19 protein-coding genes and 2 tRNA genes are annotated in these 20,439 nt (G+C 71.0%); 9 read left to right on the forward strand and 12 right to left on the reverse strand.

What is annotated here, in order from left to right; translation table 11 throughout:
• Positions 1-21 precede the first annotated feature (21 nt).
• Positions 22-936: a hypothetical protein gene (locus ACH4OW_RS12905; protein WP_360122528.1), complete on the forward strand. Its 915-nt coding sequence runs from the start codon at positions 22-24 to the stop codon at positions 934-936.
• A 77-nt stretch (positions 937-1,013) separates the two neighbouring features.
• Here the strand turns inward: ACH4OW_RS12905 and clpX are convergent, their stop codons facing one another.
• The 5 genes from clpX to ACH4OW_RS12930 form a co-directional block, all read right to left on the reverse strand.
• A complete protein-coding gene (gene clpX / locus ACH4OW_RS12910) occupies positions 1,014-2,303 on the reverse strand; it encodes an ATP-dependent Clp protease ATP-binding subunit ClpX (RefSeq protein ID WP_360122531.1) in 1,290 nt (429 codons plus the stop codon).
• Positions 2,304-2,465: 162 nt separating this feature from the next.
• Positions 2,466-3,149 (reverse strand): ATP-dependent Clp protease proteolytic subunit, encoded by a 684-nt coding sequence (locus tag ACH4OW_RS12915; protein WP_360123273.1) that lies wholly within the window; start codon positions 3,147-3,149, stop codon positions 2,466-2,468.
• Positions 3,150-3,217: 68 nt separating this feature from the next.
• A complete protein-coding gene (locus ACH4OW_RS12920; RefSeq protein ID WP_030179729.1) occupies positions 3,218-3,820 on the reverse strand; it encodes an ATP-dependent Clp protease proteolytic subunit in 603 nt (200 codons plus the stop codon).
• A 325-nt stretch (positions 3,821-4,145) separates the two neighbouring features.
• Positions 4,146-5,543 carry a trigger factor gene (tig, locus tag ACH4OW_RS12925; protein WP_360122534.1) on the reverse strand — a complete coding sequence of 466 codons (1,398 nt, stop codon included), beginning with the start codon at positions 5,541-5,543 and terminating at the stop codon, positions 4,146-4,148.
• A gap of 289 nt (positions 5,544-5,832) precedes the next feature.
• Positions 5,833-5,909: transfer RNA gene (locus ACH4OW_RS12930), tRNA-Pro, on the reverse strand.
• Positions 5,910-6,079: 170 nt separating this feature from the next.
• Between ACH4OW_RS12930 and ACH4OW_RS12935 the strand changes: the two genes are divergently transcribed.
• From ACH4OW_RS12935 to ACH4OW_RS12945, 3 genes are all read left to right on the forward strand, one after another.
• Positions 6,080-6,153 (forward strand) — tRNA-Gly (locus ACH4OW_RS12935).
• Between the two features lie 74 nt (positions 6,154-6,227).
• Positions 6,228-6,416, forward strand: a complete 189-nt coding sequence (locus ACH4OW_RS12940; RefSeq protein WP_360122537.1) for a hypothetical protein — start codon at positions 6,228-6,230, stop codon at positions 6,414-6,416.
• Positions 6,417-6,517: 101 nt separating this feature from the next.
• Positions 6,518-6,895 carry an arsenate reductase family protein gene (locus tag ACH4OW_RS12945; RefSeq protein ID WP_360122540.1) on the forward strand — a complete coding sequence of 126 codons (378 nt, stop codon included), beginning with the start codon at positions 6,518-6,520 and terminating at the stop codon, positions 6,893-6,895.
• Between the two features lie 44 nt (positions 6,896-6,939).
• On the opposite strand, the gene ACH4OW_RS12950 is transcribed toward ACH4OW_RS12945, so the two are convergent.
• Positions 6,940-7,134, reverse strand: coding sequence for a hypothetical protein (locus ACH4OW_RS12950; RefSeq protein ID WP_360122543.1), 195 nt, complete (start codon positions 7,132-7,134; stop codon positions 6,940-6,942).
• 1,028 nt (positions 7,135-8,162) lie between these two features.
• Between ACH4OW_RS12950 and ACH4OW_RS12955 the strand changes: the two genes are divergently transcribed.
• Entirely contained in the window at positions 8,163-9,359 is a 1,197-nt protein-coding gene (locus ACH4OW_RS12955) for a cation:proton antiporter (protein ID WP_360122546.1), read from the forward strand.
• Positions 9,360-9,362: 3 nt separating this feature from the next.
• Here ACH4OW_RS12955 and ACH4OW_RS12960 read toward each other — a convergent pair whose 3' ends face one another.
• Together ACH4OW_RS12960 and ACH4OW_RS12965 are read right to left on the reverse strand one after the other, a co-directional pair.
• Positions 9,363-9,818, reverse strand: a complete 456-nt coding sequence (locus ACH4OW_RS12960) for an SRPBCC family protein (RefSeq protein ID WP_398027305.1) — start codon at positions 9,816-9,818, stop codon at positions 9,363-9,365.
• 44 nt (positions 9,819-9,862) lie between these two features.
• Positions 9,863-11,005, reverse strand: a complete 1,143-nt coding sequence (locus tag ACH4OW_RS12965) for a PP2C family protein-serine/threonine phosphatase (RefSeq protein ID WP_398027307.1) — start codon at positions 11,003-11,005, stop codon at positions 9,863-9,865.
• Positions 11,006-11,132: 127 nt separating this feature from the next.
• On the opposite strand from ACH4OW_RS12965, the gene ACH4OW_RS12970 reads away from it, so the two are divergent.
• Positions 11,133-12,362, forward strand: coding sequence for a GNAT family N-acetyltransferase (locus ACH4OW_RS12970; protein ID WP_398027309.1), 1,230 nt, complete (start codon positions 11,133-11,135; stop codon positions 12,360-12,362).
• A gap of 21 nt (positions 12,363-12,383) precedes the next feature.
• Here ACH4OW_RS12970 and ACH4OW_RS12975 read toward each other — a convergent pair whose 3' ends face one another.
• Together ACH4OW_RS12975 and ACH4OW_RS12980 are read right to left on the reverse strand one after the other, a co-directional pair.
• Complete coding sequence (locus tag ACH4OW_RS12975) at positions 12,384-13,193, reverse strand: Fpg/Nei family DNA glycosylase (protein WP_398027311.1); 810 nt, start codon at positions 13,191-13,193, stop codon at positions 12,384-12,386.
• An 89-nt stretch (positions 13,194-13,282) separates the two neighbouring features.
• Entirely contained in the window at positions 13,283-13,771 is a 489-nt protein-coding gene (locus ACH4OW_RS12980; RefSeq protein ID WP_360122559.1) for a ribose-5-phosphate isomerase, read from the reverse strand.
• Positions 13,772-13,975: 204 nt separating this feature from the next.
• Between ACH4OW_RS12980 and ACH4OW_RS12985 the strand changes: the two genes are divergently transcribed.
• Positions 13,976-15,472 carry an amino acid permease gene (locus tag ACH4OW_RS12985; RefSeq protein WP_398027313.1) on the forward strand — a complete coding sequence of 499 codons (1,497 nt, stop codon included), beginning with the start codon at positions 13,976-13,978 and terminating at the stop codon, positions 15,470-15,472.
• On the opposite strand, the gene ACH4OW_RS12990 is transcribed toward ACH4OW_RS12985, so the two are convergent.
• Positions 15,433-17,061 carry a protein kinase gene (locus ACH4OW_RS12990; protein ID WP_398027315.1) on the reverse strand — a complete coding sequence of 543 codons (1,629 nt, stop codon included), beginning with the start codon at positions 17,059-17,061 and terminating at the stop codon, positions 15,433-15,435. The two genes, ACH4OW_RS12985 and ACH4OW_RS12990, sit on opposite strands and share 40 nt — an antisense overlap.
• Positions 17,062-17,125: 64 nt before the next feature.
• Between ACH4OW_RS12990 and ACH4OW_RS12995 the strand changes: the two genes are divergently transcribed.
• Entirely contained in the window at positions 17,126-17,881 is a 756-nt protein-coding gene (locus ACH4OW_RS12995) for a hypothetical protein (protein WP_398027317.1), read from the forward strand.
• A gap of 96 nt (positions 17,882-17,977) precedes the next feature.
• Here ACH4OW_RS12995 and ACH4OW_RS13000 read toward each other — a convergent pair whose 3' ends face one another.
• Positions 17,978-18,577, reverse strand: a complete 600-nt coding sequence (locus ACH4OW_RS13000; protein ID WP_398027319.1) for a biotin transporter BioY — start codon at positions 18,575-18,577, stop codon at positions 17,978-17,980.
• Between the two features lie 311 nt (positions 18,578-18,888).
• On the opposite strand from ACH4OW_RS13000, the gene ACH4OW_RS13005 reads away from it, so the two are divergent.
• A complete protein-coding gene (locus ACH4OW_RS13005; RefSeq protein WP_398027321.1) occupies positions 18,889-20,301 on the forward strand; it encodes an amino acid permease in 1,413 nt (470 codons plus the stop codon).
• The last annotated feature ends 138 nt before the right edge of the window (positions 20,302-20,439 follow it).

Consider the following 20,439-nt stretch of genomic DNA (forward strand, 5'->3'; position numbering starts at 1 on the left):
GACACGAGGGGAACCCGCTCCATGAGCTTCAACCAGCCGCCTCCCGGCCCGTACGGCCAGCCGCCCCAGCAGCCCGGCCCGTACGCCTACCCGCAGCAGGGCGGTCCGGTCCCCCCGCAGCAGCCCTACGGCTATCCGCAGCAGGCCCAGGCGCCGTACGGGCACCCTCAGCAGCCTCAGCCGCAGTACGGGCAGCAGGCGCCGTACGGACAGCAGGCGCCCTACGGGCAGCAGGTTCCGTACGGGCAGGGCCCGCAGGGCGGCAAGGGCAAGGGGACGAAGATCGTCCTCAGCGTGCTGGCGGTGGCGGTCGTGGCGGGCATCGGCGTGGGCGCGTACTTCGCGTTCGGTCCTGGCGGTGACGTGAAGCCTTACACGATGGAATTCCCGGCGAAGCTCCCCGGGAACGATGGCGGCAGACCGGACTTCGACAAGGTCGCGGGCAAGGACGAGAAGAAGGACGTGTCCAACGACACGAAGACCAAGGCTCTCAGCATTACCGAAGGCACGGGTGTCTCCGCGTCCTACACGAACCCCCAAAAGCAGCAACTGATCATCAACGGCACCTACGGCAAGGTCGCCGACCCGAAGGGCGCGGTGAACAAGCTCTTCGCCGACATGGAAAAGCAGACGCAGGAGTTGCAGTCCAAGGGCGGCGGGAAGATGGAAACGCTCACTCCGGTGACGGAGTACTCCCCCAAAGGGTTCGACGGCTCGGTCCTGAAGTGCAAGTCGACGAAGTACTCGATCGTGACGGACGTCCTCGACACCGCGACCACGACCACCGTGTGCATCTGGGGAGACTCCAGCGCGGTGACCGCGGTCGTCAACACGGCGGTGGACGCCCGCACCCAGACCACCGGTGTGGCCAGGACGGCCCCGCAACTGGCCGAGTGGACCCAGGAGATCCGCGACGCCGTCCGCCACGAGAAGTAACCGCAAAGGCCGCCCCGCGACCGGTGGTCGCGGGGCGGCCCTGGCGTCAGCCGTCCGTGCGGGGGGAACGGACGGTGCTACGCGCTCTTCTCGTGGTGCTCGCCCGACTCGCCGCCGCGGTTGCGCGGCACCAGCGTCGGGTTCACGTTCGAGTGCACGACCTCTTCGGTGATGACGACCCGCGCCACGTCCTTGCGCGACGGGACCTCGTACATCACCGACTGGAGGACCTCTTCCATGATGGCGCGCAGGCCGCGCGCGCCGGTGCCGCGCAGGATGGCCTGGTCGGCGATGGCCTCCAGCGCCGGGCGGTCGAAGTCCAGCTCCACGCCGTCCAGTTCGAACAGGCGCTGGTACTGCTTGACCAGCGCGTTGCGCGGCTCCAGCAGGATCTGGAGGAGCGCCTCGCGGTCCAGGTTGTGCACCGAGGTCAGCACGGGCAGCCGGCCGATGAACTCCGGGATCATCCCGAACTTCACCAGGTCCTCCGGCATGACGTCCTGGAGCTGGTCCTTGGCCTCGATCTCCCGCTTGGAGCGGATGTTGGCGCCGAAGCCGATGCCCTTGGCGCCGGACCGGGCCTCGATGATCTTCTCCAGGCCCGCGAACGCGCCGCCCACGATGAACAGCACGTTCGTCGTGTCGATCTGAATGAACTCCTGGTGCGGGTGCTTGCGTCCGCCCTGCGGGGGCACCGAGGCGGTGGTGCCCTCCAGGATCTTCAACAGGGCCTGCTGGACGCCCTCGCCGGAGACGTCACGGGTGATCGACGGGTTTTCGCTCTTCCGGGCGACCTTGTCGATCTCGTCGATGTAGATGATGCCGGTCTCGGCCTTCTTGATGTCGAAGTCCGCGGCCTGGATCAGCTTGAGGAGGATGTTCTCGACGTCCTCGCCGACATAGCCAGCCTCCGTCAGCGCCGTCGCGTCGGCGAAGGCGAACGGGACGTTGAGCATCCGGGCGAGCGTCTGCGCGAGCAGGGTCTTGCCGGAGCCGGTGGGGCCGAGCAGCAGGATGTTGGACTTGCCGAGCTCGATGCCGTCGTCGCCGCCGCGCGCGCCACCGTTCTCACCCGCCTGGACCCGCTTGTAGTGGTTGTAGACGGCGACCGAGAGCGCCTTCTTGGCGGGCTCCTGGCCTACGACGTAGCTCTCCAGGAACTCGTAGATCTCCCGGGGCTTGGGCAGTTCCTCCCAGCGGACCTCGGAGGTCTCGGCGAGCTCCTCCTCGATGATCTCGTTGCAGAGGTCGATGCACTCGTCGCAGATGTACACACCAGGCCCCGCGATGAGCTTCTTCACCTGCTTCTGACTCTTCCCGCAGAACGAGCACTTGAGCAGGTCGCCGCCGTCACCGATGCGTGCCACGAGGTGCTTCCCCTTCGCCTGGGATCCGCATTGCTCCGCGGACCCGGGTGCTTGCCTATCGACGGTACCTTGCCGGGCCCCCCGTACGGGCCCCCCTTGGACCGACTCGGTCAACCCGGTCCAAGGGGGCGTGTCACCGGCTCACTTCGCGACGGGTCGCGGTCAGACCGAGGCGGCCGTCTTGCGGGTCGAGACGATCTGGTCGACCAGACCGTACGCCAGGGACTCCTCGGCGGTCAGGATCTTGTCGCGCTCGATGTCGTCCCGGATCTTCTCGATCGGCGTGGTGGAGTGCTTGGCCAGCATCTCCTCCAGCTGCGTACGCATCCGCAGGATCTCGTTGGCGGCGATCTCCAGGTCGGACACCTGGCCACGCCCGGTCTCGCTGTACGGCTGGTGGATCAGCACGCGCGCGTTGGGCAGCGCCATCCGCTTGCCGGGGGTGCCGGCGGCGAGCAGCACGGCCGCGGCGGAGGCCGCCTGGCCCATGCAGACCGTCTGGATGTCGGGCTTGACGAACTGCATCGTGTCGTAGATCGCGGTCAGCGCCGTGAAGGAGCCGCCGGGCGAGTTGATGTAGATCGAGATGTCCCGGTCGGGGTCCATCGACTCCAGGCACAGCAGCTGCGCCATGACGTCGTTGGCCGACGCGTCGTCGATCTGCACGCCGAGGAAGATCACGCGCTCTTCGAAGAGCTTCGCGTACGGGTCGTACTCGCGCACGCCCTGCGAGGTGCGCTCGACGAAGCGCGGCACGATGTAGCGGGACTCCGCGGGCTGGCCCTGGAACTCGGCCTGCGCGGCGTCGTGGCGCTCGTAGAGGCTGCGGCCGGGGAAGTTGTTCATCTGGAGGTTCACCGTCCTGGTGGCGGTCAAAGGGGCTGGAGTCGGCTGCCTGGCGAGTGGTCCGGGGCTCAGGCCCCGGTGCCGCCCCCGCCCGGAACGCCAGCGGCGGTGGTCATGACGTCGTCGATGAGGCCGTACTCCTTGGCCTCCTGGGGGTCGAACCAGCGGTCCCGGTCGGAGTCGCGGGTGATCTGCTCGACGGTCTGACCGGTGTGCCGCGCGGTCAGCTCGGCCATGCGCTTCTTGGTGTGCAGCAGCCGCTCGGCGTGGATCTTGATGTCCGACGCGGAGCCCGCCAGGCCCGCGGAGGGCTGGTGGATGAGGATCTCGGCGTTCGGCAGCGCGAAGCGCTTGCCCGGGGTGCCGGCGCTCAGCAGGAACTGGCCCATCGAAGCGGCGAGGCCCATGGCGATGGTGACCACGTCGTTCTTGATGTACTGCATGGTGTCGTAGATCGCCATGCCGGCCGAGATCGAGCCGCCCGGGCTGTTGATGTAAAGGAAGATGTCCTTGTCCGGGTCAGCGGCGAGGAGCAGCAGCTGCGCGGTGATCTTGTTGGCGATGTCGTCGTCGACCGGCTGGCCGAGGAAGATGATCCGCTCGCCGAGCAGCCGGTTGTAGACCTGGTCGCCGAGGCCACCGAAGGTCGGCTCAGCGGCGGCGGAAGGCATCGGGATCGTCACGTGTCCACCTGCTCGTTGTCGGACGGCCCGGGGCCGTCTCAGCGTCGTCTTCTGGGGCGTGGGGAGGGCGCCGCGGTGTCCGCCGGCGCGGTTTCGGCTACTCCCCTGCCCTCGTATCTACGGACCCTAACGCGCTGGTCGGCGGGCGCCATCCCGCATTGTCAACTGTTCGCTGTGAGCGCAGGCTCACGCGGCGCCCGCGGGCCCGGATGACGTACGGGTCCGAACACGCGGGCGTGCGCGTTCGGACCCGTACGTACTGCTGGTACTGCGTGGCGGCCGGAGCCGCCGGGGCCGCCGGAGCGGCCGGGGATCAGCCCTCGGACTTCTCGGACTTCTCCGCCTTCTCGGCGTCGGTGCCCTCGGCCTCGGAAGCCTCGACGGTCTCGGCCGTCTCGTCCTCGTCGTCCAGGTCCACGACCTCGCCGTTGGTGTCCTTGACCGTGGCGGCCTCGACGACGACCGCGAGGGCCTTGCCGCGGGCGACCTCGCCGACGAGCATCGGCACCTGGCCGCCCTCGACGACGGCCTGCGCGAACTGGTCGGGGGACATGCCGGAGGACTGCGCGCGGCGCATGAGGTGCTCGGTGAGCTCCTCCTGGCTGACGTTCAGCTTCTCCTTGTTGACCAGCTCGTCCAGGACGAACTGGGTCTTGATGCCCTTCTCCGCCTGCTCCTTGGTCTCGGCGTCGAACTCTTCCTCGGTCTTGCCCTGGATCTCCAGGTACTTCGCGAGGTCCAGGCCCATCTGGGCGAGCTGGTGGTTGACCAGGTTGTGCTTGCGGGTCTCGATCTCGTCCGCGAGCAGCTTCTCCGGCATCGGGACCTCGACCAGCTTGAGCAGCTCGTCGAGGACCTTCTCCTGCGCCTGGGTGGCCTGGTCGTACTTCTTCATCTGGCCGAGGCGCTTGGCGCTGTCGGCACGCAGCTCCTCCAGCGTGTCGAACTCGCTCGCCAGCTGCGCGAAGTCGTCGTCCAGCGCGGGCAGCTCACGGGCGGCCACGGCGGTGACGTCGACCTTGACCTCGGCCTCCTTGCCGGCGGCCGAGCCGCCCTTGAGCTCGGAGGTGAAGGTGCCGGACTCGCCGGCCTTGAGGCCCTTGACGGCCTCGTCGATGCCGTCCAGCAGCTCGCCGGAGCCGACGGTGTAGCTGACGCCCTGGGCGACGCCGTCCTCCAGCACCTCGCCGTCGACCTTGGCCTCCAGGTCGACGGTGAGCACGTCGCCGTCCTCGGCGGCGCGCTCGACCGGGGAGGTCGAGGCGAAGCGCTCGCGCAGCTGCTCGACGGACTTGTCGATGTCCTCGTCCGACACCTCGATGGCGTCGACCTCGACCTCGATGCCGGAGTAGTCCGGGATCTCCAGGGCCGGGCGGATGTCGACCTCGGCGGTGAAGGCCAGCAGCTCGCCGTCCTTCAGCTCGGTGATGTCGACCTCGGGCTGGCCGAGGACGTTCAGCTCACCCTCGTTGACCGCCTCGGTGTAGAACTTCGGGAGCGCGTCGTTGACGGCCTCCTCGAGCACGGCGCCGCGACCGAACCGCTGGTCGATGACTCGGGCCGGGATCTTGCCCTGGCGGAAGCCCTTCACCGTGACCTGCTGGTTGATCTTCTTGTACGCCGCGTCGAGGCTGGGCTTGAGCTCCTCGAAGGGCACCTCGACAGTGAGCCGAACCCGGGTCGGGTTCAGGGTCTCCACGGCGCTCTTCACGGTTCGGTCTCCTTGGGGCTGACTTCTGGGGTTCTGCTTGAGATCTGCCGGCGCCTGGAGCCCAGGCGCCCTGCGGACCGCGCCCGGGAGAAAGACACACGGGCACGCAGCTTGCATAGTAACCGCAAGCGGGTTGGCAGCCGCAATGTGATCTTGATCGGCTCTTTACGGACCCGGCCGGCGACAGCTGCGCGCGACCCTCGGGCGCCCTGCGAGAACCCCGGGAACGCCGGGCGGGCGGCCGCGCGAACGGGCCGGGCGCCGTACGGCTGACCGGGAAGAACATGACTGGTCGGGGTGGCCGGATTCGAACCGACGACCTTCCGCTCCCAAAGCGGACGCGCTACCAAGCTGCGCCACACCCCGTCGGTGCGACACGTAGGGTACATGGCCGCGGACGGAACGGCTGCCCGATATCCACAGGGCGGTCTCCCGGCGCGGGGCGCGGCGGCCGAAGATCGGGGCGGGGTGTGCGGCGGACCCCGGCGACCCGCTACGATGCACAGCGTGCCGCGGTCACCCGACCGGCGGCGCACGCGGGCGTAGCTCAATGGTAGAGCCCCAGTCTTCCAAACTGGCTACGCGGGTTCGATTCCCGTCGCCCGCTCCAGCTGGTTCAGAGCCAGGCCAGAGGCGTTCCTCGGCCTGGCTCTGAGTGTTTTCCGGGACGGGCGGGGGCGGCCGATGGCCAGGAGGCGGTACGTCGCCCGTGGCGTGCCCGGCGGCTACCGGATCTGGGACAACCGGGGGCGGCGCTGGTGGGGCGACCTCTACGAGCTGTTCCCCGACGACCTCGTCGGGGAACTGAACGGCGGAGCCGAGCCCGCGAAGCTCACGGCACTGCTGAAGCGGTACCGAGCGCTGAAGCGGTAAGCGCGGGCCGCGTCCCGTCCGCCACGGCTCCGGACCGCCGGTTCTTGTCATCACCTGACCAACTCCGGCCACTCCCCCGCGCACCTCACTAAGGTGTCGGCATGGAGATCTGGCTCAATCCCGCGTGTTCCAAGTGCCGTTCCGCCGTGGACCTGCTCGATGCGGAGGGGGCGCACTACACCGTGCGCCGCTACCTCGAACAGCCGCCCACCGCGGCGGAGTTGCGGGAGGTGCTGGCCCGGCTGGGGCTGGAGCCGTGGGACATCACACGTACGCAGGAAGCCGAGGCCGAGGAGCTGGGGCTCGCCGGGTGGGAGCGCACGGACGCCACGCGCGACCGGTGGATCGAGGCGCTGGCCGCGCGGCCGCGGCTGATCCAGCGGCCGATCATCACGGCGGACGACGGCACCGCGCTGGTGGGGCGCAGCGAGGATGCCGTAAGGGAGGCGGTCGCGCGGAGCGGACGCGACGACCGCTGACGTGCCGGCCGGGCCCCTGCGGGCGCGGTAGGGGCCCGGATGCGCTAGAAGCTGATGTTGTTGATCGTCTGGGCCACCGAGTTCAGGAACTTGTTGATGGACGGGGCGATGCCCGTGGACGCGAGGAAGAAGCCGAAGAGGATGGCGACGAGCGCCGGCCCCGCCTTGAGCGACTTGCCGCGTATCAACACGATCAGGATGATCCCCAACAGCAGCACGACGGACAGGGAAAGAGCCACAACTGATCACACCCTCGGTCGGAACGCCTGGCCGGCCCCGGAAGTGTGCAGCCGCGCACACCCCCGCTCGGCACCATCGTGCCACCAACTCCTTGCCCAGTGGAGGCGGGTGGCGAATCATCGGCCAAGCCTTTGCCCGGAGGCCGGACGGCCGGGGTCCGGACGTCGGCCTGACTCCGGTCCAGGGCGCCGGAATTCGGCCCCGGGCGAGTTTCCCGCAGCGGCCTGAACTCGCCGCAGTGCGTGGCCGGAAGGCGTCGCTTCCGATAACAGCTCTCTGTGCACTCGTGAATTCAGCTGGCGCGGCCGCAGCCGCCCGTCGCGCCGGTCGAGGGACAAACCGTCCGTGAAGCGGACATCGCCGCCGCGACCGCCGCCGGGCACCCGCCTTCCACAGGCGGATGCCGCATGCCGGACCGGGCGTGAACCGACTTCCCGGGAAACGCCCGGACCTTTACGGGATCTCCCGCGGAGTGCCCCGGGACAGGAATTCCCGGCGCATTCCCCATTCCTTTCGTACCCGTGGCGGGCATTCCGGAGCCGAAGCCGGGGCGCGGGGCGCCGGGCGTCCCGACGCGGCGGCGCTCTACCTGACGGTCCGCGCCTTCCACTCGCCGGCGCCCATCGCCATATCTGGTTATTTCCCTAGCGGTTTTGCCGGTTTCCGGCCGCGCTGCTCGCGTGGCGGCCGACCCTGACGGCGGCGGTCGCGCCGAAGCTCCGTGGGCGGTCCGGTCGCCCGTCTGGCCGTACGGAGCTGGGGTGAACCTGCGCCGCGGCGGCCGCCAGTGCCGGGTGGCGGGGAAAACCCCTGGCAGGGCTCTCGTCGGGGGCCCGGGATGGGCCCGGCGACGGGTCGGAGAGGGGGCGGTCGGAGAGCGGGTGGAGCCGGCGGTCCGGACGGGTGAAGAAGCCCGAAAAGTCGTTTGGTAAACTAACCATTAACGCTTTCTTGACTCCCCCTTGACCGAACACCGTCCGGCCGAACCTCTGGAGGAGCCATCGGACACGCAGAAACCCTCCTCGCGATGGGCGGAGCCTTCCTGGCCGCCGCCGTCCTCGCCCGCCTGGGCAGCCGCATCGGGCTCCCCACGATCCCCCTGTTCATCCTGGCCGGCATACTGCTCGGCCCGCACACCCCCGGCATCGCGCTGGTCGACGACCCGCACGAGCTGGAGATGCTCTCCCTGCTCGGCCTGGTCCTGCTGCTCTTCTACCTCGGCCTCGAATTCCACATGGACGACCTCAAAGAGGGCGGCCGGAAGATGGCCGTCGCCGGGGCCGCCTACCTGGCGCTGAACGTCGGCGCCGGCCTGGTCTTCGGCTTCCTGGTCGGCTGGGGCACCTCCGAGGCGCTGGTCCTGGCCGGAGTGCTCGGCATCTCCTCGTCGGCGATCGTCACCAAGGTCCTCATGGACACCGGCCGCCTGGGCAACCCCGAGACCAAGCCGATCCTCGGCATCATCGTGGTCGAGGACATCTTCCTCGCGCTCTACCTGGCCGCCCTCCAGCCGGTGATCTCCGGCGCCGACTCGTTGGCCTCGGCCGCGCTCGACGCCGGCAAGGCGTTCGGCTTCCTGCTGCTGCTCGCCGTGGTCGCCCGCTGGGGCACGCAGGTGATCGGCAAACTGATCGCCACCAGGGACAACGAGCTGCTGGTCATCTCCTTCCTCGGTGCCGCCGTCTTCGTGGCGGGCGTCTCGGAGTGGTTCGGCGTCGCGGACGCGATCGGCGCCTTCATGGTCGGCCTGATGCTCGGCAGCACCAGCTCCGGCAAGCGGATCATGGAGCTGGTGCACCCGCTGCGGGACGCCTTCGGCGCGATCTTCTTCTTCGCCTTCGGCCTGTCCATCGACCCCGGCGACCTGCCGTCGGTGGTGTGGCCGGTGCTGATCGCGGTCGTCCTCACCCTGCTGATGAACGTGGTCGCGGGGCTGGTCGCCGCCCGCATCTACGGGTTCGGGCCGCGCCCGGCCGCGAACATCGCCACCGCGCTGCTCGCGCGCGGCGAGTTCGCCCTGATCCTGGCGACGATGGCGGCGGGCGCCGGGCTGGACGAGCGGCTGGCGCCGTTCATCGCCGGATACGTGCTGATCCTGGCCGTACTGGGCCCGCTGGCCGCCGGGCGCGCCGCGTGGCTGGCGCGGGTCCTGCCGGGCGGCCGGGAGCCGGACGCCCCGGTCGGCGGCGCCGAACCCGCGCCCTCGGCCGCCGGGCGGGGGTGAGCCTCACGGCATCGTCCAGGGCTCGCGCGGCAGCGGGCGGCCGGTCTCCAGCAGCGTCTTGAGGTTGGCGAGCACCGCCGACCAGCCCTGGGCCGCCGCCGCCCGCTCCGCCTCGTCGGCCAGGCCCTCGTGCGTCAGGGTGAGCCGGACGATCTCCTCGTACGGCTCGATTCCGAAGCTCACCGTGGAGACGCCGTCGTCGACCGTCGCCTTGCCTGGCTCCGCCCACGTGGTCACCAGCCGCGTGGGCGGCGTGCTCTCCACGACCACGCCCTCGACGTCGGCGATGCCCGACCCGTCGGTGCGCCGGTGCTCCCAGCGGGAGCCGGGCCGCCAGTCGGAGACGTTGCTGTGGCCCCAGTACGCGGCGGTCAGCCCGGCGTCGGTGAGGGCGTGCCACACCTTGTCCGGTGTGCTTCCGAGGTAGGTGACGTAGACGAAGGTGAGAGTGCCGGCCATGCGTCCTCCGTGGATGGGTCCGGGTGCCGGGCCCACCGTACGGTTCAGTCGCGGCAGATCAGCAGCAGCGCGCGGTCGTCGTTGACATCCTTGGCCACGGCTTCGATCAGATGCCAGGCGGCGCCGGCGAAGCCGCAGGCCACATAGCGGTCGGCCTCGCCGGTCAGCCGGTCGATGCCCTCCGCGATGTCCCGGTCGGCGGCCTCCACCAGCCCGTCCGTGAAGAGCATCAGCACGTCTCCCGGGCGCAGCGTCCCCTTGACCGGGTCGAACTGCGCCCCGTCGTACACCCCGAGCAGCGGCCCCTCCGCCGCCTTCTCCTCCCAGCGGCCGGTGCCGGCCGAGAGCTGGAGGGCGGGCAAATGCCCGGCGGACAGCAGTTCGTAGTCGCCGGACTCCAGGTCCAGGACGAGGTGGATGGAGGTGGCGAAGCCCTCGTCCCAGTCCTGGCGCAGCAGGTAGCCGTTGGCGGCGGGCAGGAAGCCGTGCGGCGGCAGCGAGCCGAGCAGGCCGCCGAAGGCGCCGGACAGCAGCAGCGCGCGGGAGGCGGCGTCCATGCCCTTGCCGGACACGTCGGTGAGCACGACTTCGAGGATCTTGCCGTCGTGCGTGCGGGAGGCGACGACGAAGTCGCCGGAGAAGGACTGCCCGCCGGCCGGCCGCAGCGCCATCTCGCGGTGCCAGCCGGCCGGCAGTTTGGGCAGCTTGCTCTGGACGCGGATACGTTCGCGCAGGTCGAAGAGCATCGTGCCGCCGCGCCGCCACGGCACGCCGACCCGGCTGCGGAACTGCGCGATCAGCAGCCCGGACAGGCCGACCGCGGCGACCACCAGGACCGTGCCGGGGGTGATCCGGTCGCGCCCCTGGTCGTAGGGGCCGAGCAGGGACGCCTCGACGATCAGGGCGGCGGCCGAGGTGCCGTACAGGGCGAGCAGGTTGGCCGGGCGCAGCAGCAGTCCGCCGGCGATCACCGGCAGGACCAGGGCGGTGGGCGCGATCCAGTCGGGCCGCCAGATGGTGCCGCAGGCGATGGCGGGAATGGCGATCAGGAGGGCCACCAGGGCGATCCAGTCGGAGCCGTCGCCGCGGAAGTAGTCGACCCCGGCCTTGCGCACGCCGATGCGGGCCCGGTGCATCGCCTTGCGCCACCGGGCCGTCAGGGAATCCGCTCCCGAGCTGCTCGCCATTGTTCTGGGACCTTATCCACCCGTTCGGCGGCGCGTCGATTCGCGGCACGCCGCCTGGCGCAATCGCCAGGAATCGGCGTTCGAAAAGCGGTCGCGCGGGCGGAAGGCGTCCTGCTACCCATGGCACATGACGACAGAGTTACGGCAGCTGTGTCCGGACGACTGGGCCGACTGGTACGGAAAGCTGGAGCGCGCGTTCGGCGGCACCCCGGAAGCGGCCGACGAGCGTGACCTGTGGCGGCGGCTCGGGGAGCCGGAGCGCTGTATGGACGTGCGGGACGGCGGCGAGACCGTCGGCACGGCGGGCGCGTACTCCTTCCGGCTGGTGGTGCCCGGCGGGGCGGTGCTCCCGGCGGCCGGCGTGACGCTGGTCAGCGTGCAGCCGACGCACCGGCGGCGCGGCATCCTGCGCGACATGATGCGCCACCAGCTCGCCGACGTGCGGGCCCGGCGCGAGCCGGTGGCCGTGCTGACCGCCTCCGAACCGGCGATCTACGGGCGGTTCGGGTACGGCGCCGCGTCCGAGGCGGTGAGCCTGTCGGTCGACACGCTGCGGCTGTCCGTCGCCGCGCCGGCCGGCGCCGACGACGTACGGCTGCGGCTGGTCGGTCCGGAGGAGGGGCTGGCGGACTGCGAGACGGTGTACGAGCGGCTGGTCACCGGCCGTCCCGGGATGCTCGTCCGGCAGCCGGGCTGGGAGCGGCTGCCGCTGCTCGACCCGGAGGCCGACCGGGACGGGGCGGGACCGCTGCTGTGCGTGCTGGCCGAGGTGGCCGGCCGGGTGCGGGGCTACGCGCGCTACGCCGTCAAGGCGGCCTATGACGGGGGCGGCCCGGACGGGACCGTGGTCGTGCGGGACGTCGAGGCGCTGGACCCGGTGGTCTACGCGGCGCTGTGGCGCTACCTGTTCGGCATCGACCTGACGTCGAAGCTGACGGCGCACAACCGGCCCGCCGACGATCCGCTGCTGCATCTGGTCGACGACATGCGGCGCTGCCGGATCGCGGTGCGCGAGTCGCTGTTCGTGCGGCTGGTGGAGGTCGGCGAGGCGCTCGCGGCGCGGACGTACGCGACGCCGCTGGACGTGGTCCTCGACGTGGCGGACCCGTTCTGCCCCTGGAACGAGGGCCGGTGGCGGCTCACCGGCGACGAGAAGGGCGCCTCCTGCGAGCGGACCGCGGACGCGGCCGACCTGGCGCTGTCCGTCAGGGAGCTGGGCGCGGTCTACCTGGGCGGCTTCACGCTGGCGGCGCTGGCCGGTGCGGGGCGGGTGCGCGAACTGCGGCCCGGCGCGCTGCGGGAGGCGTCGGTGGCGTTCGGGACGCAGCTCAAGCCCTGGCTGCCGCATGGGTTCTGAGGGCGGGCCGGGGCGCGGGACCTACTTCGGCTGGCAGGTGGGGCACCAGAAGAGGTTGCGGTTGGCGAGGTTCGCGGTGCGGATCTCGGAGCGGCAGATATGGCACGCCTGGCGGGCGCGGCGGTAGACGTAGACCTCGCCGCCGTGGTCGTCGACGCGCGGCGGGCGGCCCATGGCCTCGGGGAGGTGTTCGTCGCGGACCGTGTCGATGCGGTTGTGCCGGACGCCCTCGCGCATGAGGACGACCAGGTCCGCCCAGATCGCGTCCCATTCGGACCGGCGCAGATCGCGGCCGGCGCGGTACGGGTCGATGCCGTGCCGGAAGAGGACCTCGGCGCGGTAGACGTTGCCGACGCCCGCGATCACCTTCTGGTCCATCAGCAGCGCGGCGACGGACGTACGGCTGCGCGAGATCCGGACCCAGGCCCGCTCGCCGTCGTCCTCGGCGCGCAGCGGGTCGGGGCCGAGCCGGTCGTGTATCGCCTGCTTCTCGGCGTCGGTGATCAGCGCGCAGGTGGTGGGCCCGCGCAGGTCCGCGTAGGCCGTGTCGTCGGCCAGCCGCAGCCGTACGGTGTCGGTGGGCGGCGGCGCCGGGGCGTCGCCGAAGTTCAGCTTGCCGAAGAGCCCGAGGTGGACGTGGATCCAGCCGGCGGGCCCGAAGCCGAGGAAGAGGTGCTTGCCGTGCGCCTCGGCGGTGGCCATGACCTGGCCGTCGAGGAGCGCCGCGCTGTCGGAGAACTTGCCCTGGGGGCTGCTCACCCGGACCGGCGCGCCCTCGAAGAGCGCACGGTGGTCCAGCGCGAGGCGGTGGATCGTGTGCCCCTCGGGCATGGGTCGGTGCCTCCTCGGCGGGGTGGGAAGGGACCGCACGGCGTCCGCCCGCGCCGGCGGCGGCGCGGGCGGGAGACGGCGGGTGGGGCTCAGCCCTGCTGCGGGTGGTGGGCCGGGATGTCCGGCAGCTCGCCGGTGGTCTCGTAGCGGGAGAGCATCTCGATGCGGCGGGTGTGCCGCTCCTCGTTCGAGTACGGCGTGGCCAGGAACGCCTCGACGAACTTCGTCGCCTCGTCCTGGGTGTGCATCCGGCCGCCGACCGAGATCACGTTGGCGTTGTTGTGCTCGCGGCCCAGCTTGGCGGTCTCCTCGCTCCAGGCCAGCACCGCCCGTACGCCCTTGACCTTGTTGGCGGCGATCTGCTCGCCGTTGCCCGAGCCGCCGATGACGATGCCCAGGCTGTCCGGGTCGGCCGCGGTCCGCTCGGCGGCGCGCAGGCAGAACGGCGGGTAGTCGTCCACGGCGTCGTAGATGTGCGGGCCGCAGTCCACGGGCTCGTGGCCGTGGGCCTTGAGCCAGTCGACGAGGTGGTTCTTCAGTTCGAAACCGGCATGGTCGGAGCCGAGATACACGCGCATGTCCTGAGTGTTGCACGTGAGTGTGCCCCGCCGGGCCCGGGGTAGGTGTCGCCGGACCCGCCTGCCGCCATACGTGCGGTGTACACGCGGTGACGTGCGGAAATGAGATCCACGCAACGATCCGGATTCAGATCTTCCAAAACGACCGTTAACGCAGTTCTAATGCGGGGACTCGACACCGAGAACCACAGAAGGACGGTGCACATGGGCGCGCATCCGCCGACCATGAACGCGGGCAAGGCAGCCGGGAACCCCGGCGGCGGCCCCGGCGGAGGCCAGTCTCCCGACGGCCTTCAGGCAGGTCTCAAGAACCGCCACCTGTCGATGATCGCCATCGGCGGCGTGATCGGCGCCGGCCTGTTCGTGGGCTCCGGCGCCGGCATCGCGGCCGCCGGCCCCGGCATCCTGATCTCGTACGCGCTGACCGGCCTGCTGGTCGTCCTGGTGATGCGGATGCTGGGCGAGATGGCCGCCGCCTCCCCCACCTCCGGCTCGTTCTCCGCGTACGCGGACCGGGCGCTGGGCCGCTGGGCGGGCTTCACCATCGGCTGGCTGTACTGGTTCTTCTGGTCGGTCGTGCTGGCCGTCGAGGCGACCGCCGCCGCCTCGATCCTCACCGGCTGGGTCCCCGCCGTCCCGCAGTGGGCGTGGGCGCTGCTGGTGATGATCGTGCTGACCGGCACCAACCTGATCTCCGTCGGGTCCTTCGGCGAGTTCGAGTTCTGGTTCGCCGGGATCAAGGTCGTGGCGATCGTGGTCTTCATCGTGATCGGCGCGCTGGCGATCTTCGGTCTGCCGCCCGGCGACCACGCGGTGGGCATGGCGAACCTGACCGGCCACGGCGGGTTCCTGCCGAACGGCCCCGGCGCGATCCTCTCCGGCATGCTGCTGGTGGTCTTCTCCTTCATGGGCAGCGAGATCGTCACCCTGGCGGCCAGCGAGTCGCCCAACCCGGTGCAGGCCGTCCGCAAGGCCGTCAACAGCGTCATCTGGCGGATCGCGCTCTTCTACCTCGGCTCGATCGCGGTGATCGTGACGCTGCTGCCGTGGGACGACCCGGCGCTCGACAAGAGCCCGTACGTGGCCGTGCTCAAGTCGCTGGACATCCCGGCCGCCGGCACCGTCATGGACGTCGTGGTGCTCACCGCCGTGCTGTCCTGCCTGAACTCCGGCCTCTACACGGCCTCCCGGATGGCGTTCTCGCTCGGTGAGCGCGGCGACGCGCCGAAGTCCTTCGCCCGGGTGAACAAGGGCGGCGTCCCGGCGACCGCCATCTGGGCCTCGGTCGCCTTCGGCTTCGTCGCGACGATCTTCAGCTACACCTCGAAGGACACCGTCTTCGAGTTCCTGCTGAACTCCTCCGGCGCGGTGGCGCTCTTCGTCTGGCTGGTCATCTGCTTCTCCCAGCTGCGGATGCGCAAGGTCATCGAGCGGGACATGCCGGAGCGGCTGACCGTACGGATGTGGCTGTACCCGTACCTGACGTACGCCACAATCGCGCTGATCCTGTTCGTCGTCGGCTACATGTTCTACAACCCCGACGGGCGCAAGCAGATGGTGCTGTCGGTGGTCGCGGCCGCGGTCGTCCTGGTCGTCGGGCTGGTGCTGGACCGGCGGCGGCGTGCCGCGGGCGCCGGTGCCGTGGACGGCGGCCCCGAAGGTCAGGCGGACGTGCGGAAGGACTCCTTGACCCGCTCGTAGGCGCGCACGGCGGCGGCCTCGGCGGAATCCAGGTACCAGAGGTTGAGCTGGTAGGTCCGGCCCCCGGTACGGAAGCCGAGCTGCCGCCCGTGCGCCGGTTTGCCGTCGCGGGTGTAGGCGAACTCCCAGACGACGGCCGGGTACCCCTGGAAGGTGGTGCGCTCCAGCCGGATCCTGCGGTAGCCCGGCACGTCGTGCTGCTGCGCCTCGTACTGCTGCCAGACGGTCAGCAGGTCGCCGCCGGAGGACGGGTCCTGCCGCGCCGAGATCAGGGTGGAGCCGTCCTTCGTGCTGTACGTGACGTGGCTGCTGGACTCCTCGGTACGGTTCCAGCCCGCGGGCGGCACCCAGCTGAAGCCGTTCTCGGTACGGCGGGCGTCGCCCGTGGCCGCCGGGGCGCTGGTCCCGGTGCCGGCGGTGGACGGGCTGCCGGAGCCCGCGCCCGCCCCGGCCGTACCGCGGTCCTCGCCCCGCGTCGCGACGAGGATCACCACGACCGCGACGGCCGACGCGAGGACACCGGTGGCGGCGAGCAGCGCGGGACGCTTGCGGCGGGGGCGGGCGGACGGGGCCGGGTGAGCCGACGGAGGCGCGGGGTCGGGGGCCGTGCCGACCTCGGGGTCCTCGGCGGAGGCCACCGGTTCCGGTAACGGGCCCGGCACCGGGTCGGCCACCGTGGGCGTACGGACGTCCGCCACCTCCGTCGTGCTCATCGCCTCCGTCTCCTTCGCCGCCGCGGCCTGCCGCACCAGCGGTTCGAGCCGCTCCTCGACGTCCACGAGCGAGGGGCGCGCCTCCGGCGCCTTGTTCAGCAGCGCCACCAGCACCTCCCGCAGCGGCCCGGCGGCGGGCGGGATGACGGGCTCCTCGTGCAGTACCGCGTGCAGGGTGGCGAGCGTCGTGGCGCGGGTGAACGGCGACTGCCCGGCCACCGCGGCGCACAGGGTGGCGCCCAGCGACCACAGGTCGGAGGGCGGCCCCTGCTCCTGGCCCGCCACCCGCTCGGGCGCCATGTAGTCGGGGGAGCCGATGAGCATCCCGGCCATGGTCAGCGCGGTGGCGTCCTGCATCGCCGCGATGCCGAAGTCGGTCAGCACGACCGCGCCCCGGTCGCCGATCAGGACGTTGCCGGGCTTGATGTCCCGGTGCAGTACGCCCACCGCGTGCACCTCGCGCAGGGCGCGGGCCAGTCCGGTGCCGACCCGGGCCGCCGCGGCCGGGTCCAGCGGGCCGTCCTGGGCGAGGATCTGCTCCAGGGACCGCGCCTCGACCAGCTGCATCACGATCCACAGCCGGTCCCCCTCCTCGGCCACGTCGTGGATGCGCACCACGTTCGGGTGGTCGATACGGGCGGTGGCGCGCGCCTCGCGCAGACTGCGCTCGCGCTGCACCACGGTCTCCTCGCCGGCGCGTTCGTCGATCCGTATTTCCTTGACGGCGACCGACCGGTCGAGCATTTCGTCGCGGGCGCGCCAAACCCGTCCCATTCCGCCGCGTCCGATCAATTCCAGCAGGCGGTAGCGGCCGGCTGCCAAACGCCCGGGCCCCACCTCGCTCGCATTCCCCACCATGCCCAGCCCCCACAGCACCCGCGGAATCTTGTGGTACCCATCAAATACCTCGGCAGAGGACGGGGAAAAGGGGGGTTCAAGGATGTACACAACTCGACAGGGAAAGCGTGCGTTCGTCGTGGCCGCCGCGGCGGCCGCGCTGACGCTGCCGGCCGGTGCGGCGGCTATCGCGGCCGACCCGGTGCCCGGCAGCAGCGCGGGCGGCAAGGCCGGCCCGAGCGCGCCGGCCGGTTACCGGGTCGGCACCGAGCTGCCGGAGCGTATTTCCGTCAAGAACAGCACCGGGGAGACCAAGCTGACCGCCAAGGTCACCAACAAGGGGGCCACCGACACCGGCGCCGTCCGGCTGACGGTCGCCGGTTTCCAGGGGCTGACGGTCAAGAACGTGGCGGGGTGCACGAAGGTGCCCGAGTCCCGGCTGCCGAAGGGTGCGAACAGCGCGTATTCCTGTGCCATCGGCTCCTTGGCGAGCGGAAAGAGCAAGACGTTCGACGTCACCGCGCATTTCGACCTGAAAAAGCAGGGACAGATCTGCCTGCCGGTGACACTGGGGAACACGGAAACACTGTTGTGGCAGCAGGGGCCGGTCAATTTCGGCACCACCAAACCGGTGCCCGACGCGCCCGACACCCCGCTGATGCTGAACACCGTGAACGTGCCGGCCGGCGCGTCGTCCACCTCGCCCGGCCCTTCGGAGTCGGCATCCGCCCTGCCCGAGGAGCGGCTGCCCGAGACCGGCGCGCCGTCGGTCCTGCCGCTGGCGGGCGCCGCCGCCGGTCTGCTGCTCCTCGGCGGTGCCGGAGTGTGGTTCACCACCCGCAGGGCGACGCACAGGTGAGAGCCGGCCTTACGGGGACGGAACGCGGCCGGGCCCCGTACCGCCACGCGAGGTGGTGGTACGGGGCCCGGTCCGTACGGTGCGGGGCGCGCGGGGTCAGCCGCGGCGGCCGAGCAGCTTCCAGGCGGTGGGCAGCGCGCCCATCGCCAGGGCGGCCTTGAGGGCGTCGCCGATCAGGAAGGGGACCACGCCGGCCGCGACCGCCTGGCCGAAGGACATGCCGGTGCTCAGGGCCAGGACGGGCACGCCGACCGCGTAGATCAGGGCGGTGCCGGCCGCCATCGTGCCGGCGGTGCGCAGCGCGCCGCGGTCGCCGCCGCGGCGGGCCAGCGCGCCCACCACGGTCGCGGCGAGCAGCATGCCGAGGACGTAACCGAAGGTGGCGCCGCCCGCGCCGGAGGCGCCGTTCGCGAACCACGGCAGGCCCGCCATGCCGAGCAGCGCGTACAGGGCCAGCGACAGGAAGCCGCGGCCCGCGCCGAGCGAGGCGCCCACGAGGAGCGCGGCGAACGTCTGGCCGGTGACCGGGACCGGGGAGCCGGGAACCGGGACGGCGATCTGCGCGGCGATGCCGGTGAGCGCGGCGCCGCCGGCGACCAGCGCGGCGTCGCGGACACGGGCGCGGGTGGCGCCCGCCGCGGGCAGCAGATCGGCGAGGACCGTACCCGGCCTGGTGGTTGCGTCGGCAGTGCTCATCGGAACTCCGCTGGTGTGAGGTGAGGCGGGGACAGACTAGGGACGCGATGACGTTAGTCCAGCGCCCCCGGGCCGATCATCGTGTGGCGGCGACAAAGGCGCAATGGTGTCCTTGGAAGGTTCCGAACAACGTCCCGACCCTCAAGACGTCCGGGCTCGTCAGCGGTCTTCGCAGGTCACGTGATGCTCATCACGGCGGGTTCCCCGGACGGTCGCGCATTTTGTGGTAGCGCGCGGCGGGCGGGGAAACTGGGGGGACAACGCGGGACCCTGTGGGGACCCCCCAAAGACCTTTGTGAGAGTACGAGCCCATGCACGACGCACCCACCGCCACCGGAACGCCTCCGCCGGCCGACGGCGCCGGCGGGCGAGAACCGCTGTCCGCCGGGCTCAAGCAGCGCCACCTGACCATGCTGGGCCTGGGCGGGGTGATCGGCGCCGGCCTGTTCGTGGGCTCCGGCGCGGGCATCGCGGTGGCCGGTCCCGGCATCGTGCTGTCGTATCTGATCGCGGGCGCGCTGGCCATGCTGATCATGCGGATGCTGGGCGAGATGTCGTCCGCGATGCCCGCTTCCGGCGCCTTCTCGGTGCACGCGGAGCGCGCGCTCGGCCGCTGGGCGGGTTTCAGCGTGGGCTGGCTGTACTGGTTCCTGCTGGTGGTGGTGCTGGCGGTGGAGGCCACCGGCGCGGCGCAGATCGCCAACGGGTGGCTGCCCGCGGTCCCGCAGTGGGGCTGGGTGCTGATCTTCATGCTGGTCTTCACGACGGCCAACCTGGCCGCGGTGAAGAGCTTCGGCGAGTTCGAGTTCTGGTTCGCGACGCTGAAGGTCGCCGCGATCGTGCTGTTCCTGGTGCTCAGCCTGCTCGCGATCTTCGGCGTGCTGCCGGACACCGACCCGGTCGGGCTGGCGAACCTCACCGGGCAGGGCGGCTTCCTGCCCAACGGCTGGCAGGGCGTGGTCTCCGGTGTCCTCGCCGTCGCCTTCGCCTTCGGCGGCCTGGAGGTCGTCACCATCGCCGCGGCCGAGTCCGACGACCCGGCGCGCAACGTGGCGCGCGCGGTGCGCAGCGCGGTGTGGCGCATCCTCTTCTTCTACGTCGGCTCGATGCTGGTCATCGTGACCCTGCTGCCCTGGTCGTCGATGCAGCCGGGCAAGAGCCCGTATGTCGCGGTGCTGGACAGCATCGGTGTGCCGGGCGCTGGCCAGATCATGAACGTGGTGGTCTTCGTGGCGCTGCTGTCCGCGCTCAACGCGAATCTCTACGGTTCGTCGCGGATGGTCTTCTCGCTGGCCGAGCGGGGCGAGGCGCCGCGCTCGCTGCTCAAGGTGACGGCCGGCGGGGTGCCGCGCCGGGCCGTGCTGTCCTCGGTGGCCTTCGGCTTCGTGTCGGTGCTGCTCAACCTGCTGTGGCCGGACACGGTTTTCCTCTACATGCTCAACGCGGTCGGCGCGGTGCTGCTGTTCGTCTGGGGCCTGATCGCGGTCTCGCAGCTGCGGCTGCGGCGGCAGATCGAGCGCACCGCGCCGGAGAAGCTGACCCTGCGGATGTGGGGGTTCCCCTATCTGACCTGGGTCGCGCTGGCGGCCATGGCGGCGGTGCTGGTGCTGATGCTGACCGACGACGGGGCCCGGCCGCAGTTGCTGTGGTCGGCCGCCGCGACCGGTGCGGTGCTGGTGGTCGCGGGCGTACGGGAGCTGCGGAAGCGGCGCTCGGGCGGCTGACGGGCGCACTTCTCCTCATAACGGGGGTGCGGCGGCAGGCCGGAATCGGCCGCCCCGTTTTCGCTCCGGAAACACCCTGGGTCACGTCTCACAACGGTGTGAATGCGGCCGGTCACGATCACGTCTGAATACCGAACA

It is taken from the genome of Streptomyces sp. NPDC017056, from assembly GCF_044332485.1.
In the GTDB taxonomy this organism is placed as follows: domain Bacteria; phylum Actinomycetota; class Actinomycetes; order Streptomycetales; family Streptomycetaceae; genus Streptomyces.

Bases quoted from the DNA above. Each gene is read 5' to 3' on its own strand.
- ACH4OW_RS12905 (WP_360122528.1), top strand. From the start codon at position 22: ATGAGCTTCAACCAGCCGCCTCCCGGCCCGTACGGCCAGCCGCCCCAG.
- ACH4OW_RS12915 (WP_360123273.1), bottom strand. From the start codon at position 3,149: ATGAACAACTTCCCCGGCCGCAGCCTCTACGAGCGCCACGACGCCGCG.
- ACH4OW_RS12920 (WP_030179729.1), bottom strand. From the start codon at position 3,820: ATGCCTTCCGCCGCCGCTGAGCCGACCTTCGGTGGCCTCGGCGACCAG.
- ACH4OW_RS12940 (WP_360122537.1), top strand. From the start codon at position 6,228: ATGGCCAGGAGGCGGTACGTCGCCCGTGGCGTGCCCGGCGGCTACCGG.
- ACH4OW_RS12945 (WP_360122540.1), top strand. From the start codon at position 6,518: ATGGAGATCTGGCTCAATCCCGCGTGTTCCAAGTGCCGTTCCGCCGTG.
- ACH4OW_RS12955 (WP_360122546.1), top strand. From the start codon at position 8,163: ATGGGCGGAGCCTTCCTGGCCGCCGCCGTCCTCGCCCGCCTGGGCAGC.
- ACH4OW_RS12960 (WP_398027305.1), bottom strand. From the start codon at position 9,818: ATGGCCGGCACTCTCACCTTCGTCTACGTCACCTACCTCGGAAGCACA.
- ACH4OW_RS12965 (WP_398027307.1), bottom strand. From the start codon at position 11,005: ATGGCGAGCAGCTCGGGAGCGGATTCCCTGACGGCCCGGTGGCGCAAG.
- ACH4OW_RS12970 (WP_398027309.1), top strand. From the start codon at position 11,133: ATGACGACAGAGTTACGGCAGCTGTGTCCGGACGACTGGGCCGACTGG.
- ACH4OW_RS12975 (WP_398027311.1), bottom strand. From the start codon at position 13,193: ATGCCCGAGGGGCACACGATCCACCGCCTCGCGCTGGACCACCGTGCG.
- ACH4OW_RS12980 (WP_360122559.1), bottom strand. From the start codon at position 13,771: ATGCGCGTGTATCTCGGCTCCGACCATGCCGGTTTCGAACTGAAGAAC.
- ACH4OW_RS12985 (WP_398027313.1), top strand. From the start codon at position 13,976: ATGGGCGCGCATCCGCCGACCATGAACGCGGGCAAGGCAGCCGGGAAC.
- ACH4OW_RS12995 (WP_398027317.1), top strand. From the start codon at position 17,126: ATGTACACAACTCGACAGGGAAAGCGTGCGTTCGTCGTGGCCGCCGCG.
- ACH4OW_RS13000 (WP_398027319.1), bottom strand. From the start codon at position 18,577: ATGAGCACTGCCGACGCAACCACCAGGCCGGGTACGGTCCTCGCCGAT.
- ACH4OW_RS13005 (WP_398027321.1), top strand. From the start codon at position 18,889: ATGCACGACGCACCCACCGCCACCGGAACGCCTCCGCCGGCCGACGGC.